At 69.6% G+C, this 7,450-nt stretch carries 6 protein-coding genes; 1 reads left to right on the top strand and 5 read right to left on the bottom strand.

Going from position 1 to position 7,450, the window contains the following annotated elements; genetic code table 11:
• The 5 genes from ACWTSU_RS03180 to ACWTSU_RS03160 form a co-directional block, all read right to left on the bottom strand.
• Positions 1 to 194, bottom strand: a 194-nt coding sequence (locus tag ACWTSU_RS03180) for an RNA-binding S4 domain-containing protein (protein WP_455138430.1), incomplete at its 3' end; no start/stop codon positions are given.
• Between the two features lie 4 nt (positions 195 to 198).
• Positions 199 to 717, bottom strand: coding sequence for a signal peptidase II (gene lspA, locus ACWTSU_RS03175; RefSeq protein ID WP_455138429.1), 519 nt, complete (start codon positions 715 to 717; stop codon positions 199 to 201).
• Positions 710 to 1,186, bottom strand: coding sequence for an S-ribosylhomocysteine lyase (locus tag ACWTSU_RS03170; protein WP_455138431.1), 477 nt, complete (start codon positions 1,184 to 1,186; stop codon positions 710 to 712). The genes lspA and ACWTSU_RS03170 overlap by 8 nt, the downstream gene beginning before the upstream one ends.
• A 133-nt stretch (positions 1,187 to 1,319) precedes the next feature.
• Positions 1,320 to 4,148: an isoleucine--tRNA ligase gene (gene ileS, locus ACWTSU_RS03165; RefSeq protein WP_455138428.1), complete on the bottom strand. Its 2,829-nt coding sequence runs from the start codon at positions 4,146 to 4,148 to the stop codon at positions 1,320 to 1,322.
• 357 nt (positions 4,149 to 4,505) lie between these two features.
• A complete protein-coding gene (locus tag ACWTSU_RS03160; RefSeq protein ID WP_455138427.1) occupies positions 4,506 to 5,225 on the bottom strand; it encodes a twin-arginine translocation signal domain-containing protein in 720 nt (239 codons plus the stop codon).
• Positions 5,226 to 5,480: 255 nt separating this feature from the next.
• Here ACWTSU_RS03160 and ftsH point away from each other — a divergent pair, with 255 nt between their 5' ends.
• Positions 5,481 to 7,379 (top strand): ATP-dependent zinc metalloprotease FtsH, encoded by a 1,899-nt coding sequence (gene ftsH / locus ACWTSU_RS03155; RefSeq protein ID WP_455138426.1) that lies wholly within the window; start codon positions 5,481 to 5,483, stop codon positions 7,377 to 7,379.
• Positions 7,380 to 7,450: the final 71 nt, after the last annotated feature.

Raw genomic sequence — 7,450 nt, 5'->3', positions numbered from 1 at the left:
TGTACGTGGTGGTCGAGAGGGACGTGATGGGGTGGGGGGGTGGCGGGGGTCTCGTTGATTGTTACCGGGCCGCCCTCCATGAGGCGTGCGCACTCCGACCGGCTCGGCATCCCCGCGCCGGCGGCGAGAAAGGCGTCGAGCCGCATGCCGTCGGCGTCGGGGCCCACGAGCAGGTTCACGATGCGCGCGGCCATGCCGCTACTCCCCCGCCGCGGCGGCGCGCTCGCGCGCGACGTCCCAGCGCCACCACAGCGCGAGCGCGACCGGCACGCCGCAGGTCACGAAGACGTCGGCCACGTTGAAGACCGCGAAGTCCACGAAGGTGGTGGCGAAGAAGTCGGTCACGGCGCCCAGGGCCACGCGGTCGATCGCGTTGCCCGCGCCGCCGCCCGCCACGCAGGCCACGCAGAGAAGGAGCGGCAGGGGCACGTCGGTGCGCCGCCAGGCCACGATCGCGCCCGCGAGCGCGATGGCGACGGCGACGGCCACGTACAGGGGGCCGGCCCCCTCCCCCAGCGAGAAGGCCGCCCCGGTGTTGTAGACCAGGCGCAGGTCCATGACGCCCGGGACGAGCGTCACGGCCTCGCCGGGCGAGAGCGCCGCGCGCACCGCGGCCTTGGTCAGCTGGTCGAGCGCCACCACGCAGGCGGCCACCAGGCAGAAGAGGGCAAGCCTGCGCCCGCGCGCCGCCGCGGCGCCGCCGACCCGGCTAGGCATCGTAGGAGAGCCGCGGCTCGGCGAGGTCGCGCTCGAGGAAGCGCGCCGCGAGCCAGCGGGCCATCGGGAGGTTCTGGTCGAGGCAGTTGCCGCACTCCTCGGGACGGGCGCCGGGCACCTCGCCCGCGAAGTCGCGCACGAACGCGAACGTCTCGCGCACGAGCGGCAGAATCTCCCCGCTCGTCACCTCGCCGAAGACCACGAGGTAGAAGCCCGTGCGGCAGCCCATCGGGCCAAAGTAGACCACGCGCGGGGCCCACGTGGGGTGGTTGCGCAGGAAGGTGGCGCCCAGGTGCTCGATGTTGTGGCACTCGGCCGTGTTCATGACCGGCTCGCGGTTGGGCGCCGTGAGGCGCACGTCAAAGGTCGTGACGACGCAGCCCGTGGCCGGGTCGCGGTCCACGCGGCTCACGTAGACGCCCGGCTCCAGCGTGAGGTGGTTCACGGAGAAGCTCGCGATGCGCTCCAGGTCTGCCAACTCGTCTCCTCTCGACGCGCGCTTGGTCTCGCGCCCCAGTATAGTGCCCGCCTCTCGGGACGGGCGAGAGGGGCGCGGGACCGCACGGCCCCGCGCCCCTCGGCGGCTCGCGTGTTCTGGTCGCCTACTCCCCCAGCGCGGCCACGGCGTGTCCGCAGCGCTCGCACAGGCCGTCGGCGCCCAGCTCGCGGAAGTTCCAGCAGCGCGGGCACTTCTCGCCCTCAGCCGGCTCCACGACGCAGGAGAGCTCCTCGCCCTCGGTCACGTCCACGTGGGCGCACACGAAGGGCTCGGCCAGGTCGCAGCCCAGCTCGCCGGTCAGCAGCGCGCACGTCTCGGCCGGCGCGACCAGCGTGGCGCGGGCGGCCTGCGTGGTCTTCTCGGCGAGGGTGCCGTCGGCGACGGCGGTCTCGTAGGCCTTGGTGAAGGCGGCGCGCGCCTCGACGACGGCCTCGTAGGCGCCCAGGTAGCGCTCGTAGGTCTCGGCATCCCAGGGGGCCCGGTACCAGTCGAGGAGCGCCGCGTAGGTCTGGCCGTCGCGCAGCGAGGCGGGCAGGTGCGCCATGGCCTCGTCGGTGGTGTAGACCAGGATCGGCTGCAGGTCGTGGACGAGCATCTCGAGGATCTGCGCCCAGACCGTGAGCGCGCTGCGGCGCTCGAGGGAGCCCCTCTCGCCGCAGTAGACGCGGTCCTTGGTGGCGTTGAGATAGCCGTTGGAGAGCTCGGTGATCACGTAGTCGTAGAGCGTGCGGTAGACCACATTGAAGCGGTACGACTCGTAGGCGGCGCTCACCTGGTCGTGGACCTGGCACAGGCGCGCGAGGGTGAGCTTGTCGTAGGGCATGAGCTCGTCGTAGGGCACGGCGTCGGTCGCCGGGTCGAACTGGCCCTCGATCTCGCCGAGGAGGAACCGCAGCGTGTTGCGGAAGCGGCGGTAGGCCTCGCCCACGTGGTCGAGGATCGTGTCGTCGCAGGGGACGTCGGTGGAGGTGTCGACCGAGGCCACCCACAGGCGCAGCACGTCGGCGCCGCGCGTGTCGCACTCGGCGTTGGGGTCGATCACGTTGCCGAGCGACTTGGACATCTTGCGGCCCTGGCCGTCGAGGGTGAAGCCCTGGGAGACCACGGACTTGTACGGGGCCTGCCCGTAGGCGCCCACCGAGGTCATGAGCGAGCTCATGAACCAGCCGCGGTGCTGGTCGGAGCCCTCGAGGTACATGTCCGCCGGGAAGGCGAGGTAGTCGCGGTGGCGGCAGACGGCGGTGTGGCTGACGCCGGAGTCCCACCAGACGTCGAGGATGTCGCGGTTGGCCTTGAGGTGATGCCCGCCGCACTTGGGGCAGACGCAGGCGTCGCCGAGGTAGCTCGCGGGGTCGTCGGTGAACCAGGCGTCGGAGCCCTTGGTGCGGAAGAGCTCGATCACGGCGTCGAGCGTGTCGTCGCTCATGACCGTCTCGCCGCAGTCGGCGCAGGTGAAGGCCGGGATGGGCACGCCCCAGTTGCGCTGGCGGCTGATGCACCAGTCCGGGCGCCCCTCCACCATCGAGCCGATGCGCTTGACGGCGTGGCTCGGGTAGAAGCGCACCCGCCCCAGCTCATCGAGCGCCTGCTCGCGCAGGCTCTTGCCGCCGCGCAGGGGCTTGTCCATCGAGACGAACCACTGGCTCGTGGCGCGGAAGATGACCGGCTCCTTGCAGCGCCAGCAGTGCGGGTAGCTGTGGCTGATGTCCTCGTGCAGGATCAGCGTGCCGCGCTCCTCGAGCCACGCGATGATCTTGGGGTTGGCCTCGTTGACGTCCATGCCGCCCCACGGGCCGCCCGTGCCCATGCCGTCGCCCACGAAGAAGCGGCCGTCGTCGTCGACCGGCATGACCGTGGGGATGTTGAACCTCTGGCCGGCGATGTAGTCGTCGGCGCCGTGGCCGGGCGCGCAGTGGACGATGCCCGTGCCGTCCTCGAGCGTGACGTAGTCTGCGTAGATGAACTCGCCCGTCTCGCCCTGGTCGCCGAAGATCGGCTGCTTGTAGCGGTTGTGCGCGAGCTCGGTGCCCGTGGCGCGCCAGACCTCGCCGTCCGCGCCCGTGACCAGCTTGGGCTCGCCGTAGCCGAACTTCTCGCAGCAGCGCGCGGCGAGCGCCTCGGCCACGATCTCGGCGCGGCCGTCCACCTCGAGCGCCACGTAGGTGGCCTCGGGGTGGCAGATCACGGCGTCGTCTGCCGGCAGCGTCCAGGGCGTGGTGGTCCAGATGTCCACCCAGAGCCTGCCCGCCCAGGCCTCCAGGCCCTCGGGCACCGTGGTCATCTCGAAGCGCACGAAGATGGCGGGGCTGACCTCGTCGCCGTACTCGATCTCGGCCTCGGCGAGGGCGGTGTGGCAGTGCGTGCACCAGTGCACCGGCTTGGAGCCGCGGTAGATCGCGCCGGCGTCGAAGATCGCCTTGAAGATCTCGATGTCGGTGGCGTCGTAGTCGTTGACGTAGGTGAGGTAGGGGTTGTCCCACTCGCCCAGCACGCCCAGGCGCTTGAAGCCACGGCGCTGGGTGTCCACCTGCTCCACGGCCATCTTGCGGCACAGCTCGCGGATCTTCTCGGTGGGCAGCTGGTTGAACTTCTCGGTGCCGAGCATGGTCTCGACCTTGTGCTCGATCGGCTGGCCGTGGCAGTCCCAGCCGGGGACGTACGGCGTCTGGTAGCCGCGCATCGCCCAGTAGCGGTTGATGATGTCCTTGGAGATCTTGTTCTGCGCGTGACCGAGGTGAATCGGGCCGTTGGCGTACGGGGGGCCGTCGTGGAGCACGAACTTGTCATGCCCCTCGTTCTTCTTGAGCAGCTGCCCGTAGACGTCGTTGGCCTCCCAGTCGGCCAGGCGCCTGGGCTCGTTCTGCGCCAGGCTGGCGCGCATGGGAAAGCCCGTGCTCGGCAGGTTGGTGGTCTGCTTGTACTTGTTTGCCACGCCTCGTCCTCTCGTTTCCCCCGGGACGCGAGAAGCGCCCCGTCCCACATGCTGGGACGAAGCGCTTCCGTCAAGGCACTTCGCTTGTGAACCACCCAGCGAGCGGAGATCCGCCGTACTCGGCTGGCCTGTGTCGGCGGCCACTCCGGCGACGCCTACTCGCGGGCGAGAAGCGCGCTGGCTCCCCGGCGCCCGCTTTGGGGCCGCGGCTCGGGGGTGATCTTCGCTCGGACGCGGCCGCGGGCTCCCACCGTCCCCGCTCTCTGGTGACCGCGCGACCCGGGTTACTCTCCCCGTCATCGCCTCGGGTCGGTATGGTAGCACGTCCGGGGCGTCCGGGGGCGCGCGGCGACGTCGTTACTCGCCGTCGGGAGGGAAGTTGCTGACGATGAGGTCGTCCGCGATGGCCCTGAGCTCGTCGGGGGTGGGCAGCACGGTCAGGTGTCTGATACCGTACTCCCCCACGTCGACGGCCTCACCGTCTCGCGGCATCGGGAAGGCCTGGACATTGCCCAGCCAGGCCGAGCTGCCCGCGGAGCTGCCCGGCAGGTTGGTGCGGAGCGCGAAGCCAATAAAAACGACGTTGGCTGAGTCGTCCGTGGAGCTCAGCGCTTCAACGTTGAAGAGCATATCGTACCTATGGTCCTTGGAGTCGTCGTAGCAGGTCGCGGTGACGAGGGTGTCGTCGTAGTCGCCGACCGAGGCGGAGCGGTAGCCCATCTCCTCCAGCAGGTCGCACGTCTCGTAGGAGCGCGTCAGCGGGGTCTGAATCAGCGTCAGCTGCTCATTGTCGGCCCGCAGGCCGCTGAGCGGGAAGGTCCCGGAGTCTATCAGGACGCTCGTGATCTCCGACGGGGTGGCGAGATCGCCTTTGTCCTTGGCCTGCCAGCACTCGAAGTAGACCTCCTCGGCGCCCCGGTCGGGCGAGGACGCCGACCCCTGGTCAGTCGAGACGCCGGTCCCTGAGTCCCCGCTCGTGGCCTGCGTCCCGGCGCCCGTGCAGGCCCCGAGGCAGCGGAGCGAGAGCGCGGCCCCCGTGACGGCACCGGCCCTGAGAAACGTCCTTCTCGACAGCATCGCGGCTCCTCCCCACTGAGCGGCGGGCGCGCCCGACCGAGCGGCGTCGCGCGTCCGCGCACGTCAGGTCTTTTCAAGATTATTTCGCCCCCGAACGGCACGCGTCAAGGGCCCGGAGGAGTCCGTGACCGAACGGCCCCGCGCGTCCTTAAGTCCTCGGGTTTTCTTGCGCGACGCCGCGGACGCGTGCCTGACGCGCGGATAAACTGGGTATCACTCAACCCAGGTATCCCGACGCGAAGGAACGACACCAACATGGACATGGACGAGAACAAGCGCCGCCGATCGATGCTCCTGTACGTGCTGATCGCGATCATCGCCTACCTCGCGATCAGCCAGGCGCTCGGCAGCAACCTCACGGCGACCCAGGTGCAGGAGGTGACCTACACCCAGTTCCTCGACATGGTCGACGACGGCCAGGTCAAGGAGGTTGACCTCAACACCGGGGACAACACGCTGCAGTTCACCACCGGCGAGGGCGACTCCCAGAAGGTCTACACGACCACGATGTGGCCCAACGACGACACGCTCATCGACCGGCTCGACGAGCATGGCGTCAACGCCAACGCCACGATTCCCGACACCTCGGGCGACCTGTGGCTCTACATGCTCATCTCCTACGGCCTGCCGCTGCTGATCTTCGTGTTCATCGGCTGGTGGTTCAACCGGCGCCTCAAGAAGGCCATGGGCGACGACGGCCCCTCGATGAACTTCGGCGGGGGCGCCTTCGGGGGCGGCGGGCTCGGCAAGTCCAACGCCAAGGAGATCAAGGGCGAGGAGACCGGCGTCACGTTCAAGGACGTGGCCGGCCAGGACGAGGCCAAGGAGTCGCTCGAGGAGATCGTGAGCTTCCTCAAGAACCCCGAGAAGTACAACGAGATCGGCGCCCGCTGCCCGCGCGGCGCGCTGCTGGTGGGCCCCCCGGGCACGGGCAAGACGCTGCTCGCCAAGGCCGTGGCCGGCGAGGCCGGCGTCACGTTCTTCCAGATCGCCGGCTCCGCCTTCGTGGAGATGTTCGTGGGCCGCGGCGCCGCCAAGGTGCGCGACCTGTTCAAGCAGGCGTCCGAGAAGGCCCCCTGCATCGTCTTCATCGACGAGATCGACGCCGTGGGCAAGCGGCGCGACACGTCGCTCTCGTCCAACGACGAGCGCGAGCAGACCCTGAACCAGCTCCTCTCCGAGATGGACGGCTTCGACAACCACAAGGGCATCGTCGTGCTGGCGGCCACCAACCGGCCCGAGTCGCTCGACCCGGCGCTCCTGCGCCCGGGCCGCTTCGACCGCCGCATCCCCGTGGAGCTGCCCGACCTCGCCGGCCGCGAGGCCATCCTCAAGATCCACGCGGACGACGTCAAGATGGAGCCGGGCATCGACCTGGGCGTGGTGGCGCGCTCAACGCCGGGCGCCTCGGGCGCCGACCTGGCCAACATCATCAACGAGGCCGCGCTGCGCGCCGTGCGCATGGGCCGGCGTCGCGTGACGCAGGAGGACCTGCTCGAGTCCGTGGACGTGGTCATCGCCGGCGAGAAGAAGAAGTCCACGGTGCTCTCGCAGCACGAGAAGGAGGTCGTGGCCTACCACGAGACCGGTCACGCCATCGTGGCGGCCACGCAGAAGGGCTCGGCGCCCGTCTCCAAAATCACGATCGTGCCACGCACCTCGGGCGCCCTCGGCTTCACGATGCAGGTCGAGGAGGATGAGCACTTCCTCACCACGCGCCAGGAGGCCAAGGACAAGATCGCCGTGCTCTGCGGCGGCCGCGCGGCCGAGGAGCTCATCTTCGGCGAGATGACCACCGGCGCGTCCAACGACATCGAGAAGGCCACGCAGCTCGCGCGCGCCATGGTCACGCAGTACGGCATGTCCGACAAGTTCGGCATGGTGCAGCTCGGCCAGCCCGCGAGCCGCTACCTGGGCGGCGGGCAGCAGCTCATCTGCTCGGAGGGCACCGCGCAGGAGATCGACGCCGAGGTGCAGGCGCTCGTGGAGGAGGGCCACCAGGCGGCGCTCAAGACCCTGCGCGAGAACCGCTTCAAGCTGCACGAGATCGCCCACTACCTCCAGAAGAAGGAGACGATCACGGGCGACGAGTTCATGAACATCCTCACCCGCGACGACGGCTTCGCACCGAAGATGCCCACGCCGGCCGACTAGCCTTCGCACGCCGGCTCACCGAGAAGGGCCTCCCTCCCCGCTCACTGCTTCGCAGAAGTCGCGGGAGGGAG

The sequence above is a fragment of the Thermophilibacter sp. genome (assembly GCF_966187215.1).
The sequence above is the reverse complement of the archived record's forward strand: the minus strand, read 5'-3'. Positions and strand labels throughout refer to the sequence as shown.

Bases quoted from the DNA above. Each gene is read 5' to 3' on its own strand.
- ACWTSU_RS03160 (WP_455138427.1), bottom strand. From the start codon at position 5,225: ATGCTGTCGAGAAGGACGTTTCTCAGGGCCGGTGCCGTCACGGGGGCC.
- ftsH (WP_455138426.1), top strand. From the start codon at position 5,481: ATGGACATGGACGAGAACAAGCGCCGCCGATCGATGCTCCTGTACGTG.
- lspA (WP_455138429.1), bottom strand. From the start codon at position 717: ATGCCTAGCCGGGTCGGCGGCGCCGCGGCGGCGCGCGGGCGCAGGCTT.